Origin of the sequence: Paraburkholderia sp. SIMBA_054, from assembly GCF_046534875.1 — a bacterium.
Classification (GTDB): domain Bacteria; phylum Pseudomonadota; class Gammaproteobacteria; order Burkholderiales; family Burkholderiaceae; genus Paraburkholderia; species Paraburkholderia hospita.
On record NZ_JAWRXV010001555.1, the window covers coordinates 1 to 242 of the forward strand.

Sequence of the window (242 nt, forward strand, 5' to 3'; positions counted from 1 at the left end):
CTGTAATTGGATGGACGAAAGATACAGCGGAATCATAAAAAGCCGGTTTTTGTTTTTCAGGCAGGAATTTGCCGAATGTGTAAGCCATTGGATTGGTTAAGAAAAACACAGCCAATACCGGGAATATCGTATAGCGCAGAATAATGTTTTTCGTGCTCTTTGCTGCCAGGCGATTGATGCGTTCTTCACCGATCAACCGGATCAGTGCATTGATAGCCGTGATGAGCACAATCAACAATGGG

General features: G+C 43.8%; 1 protein-coding gene. It reads right to left on the reverse strand.

All coding sequences use genetic code 11. The annotated features are described in order from the left end of the window. Positions 1-242: PTS glucitol/sorbitol transporter subunit IIC (locus tag SB822_RS60270; protein ID WP_410859539.1), on the reverse strand; the 242-nt coding region annotated here is incomplete at both ends.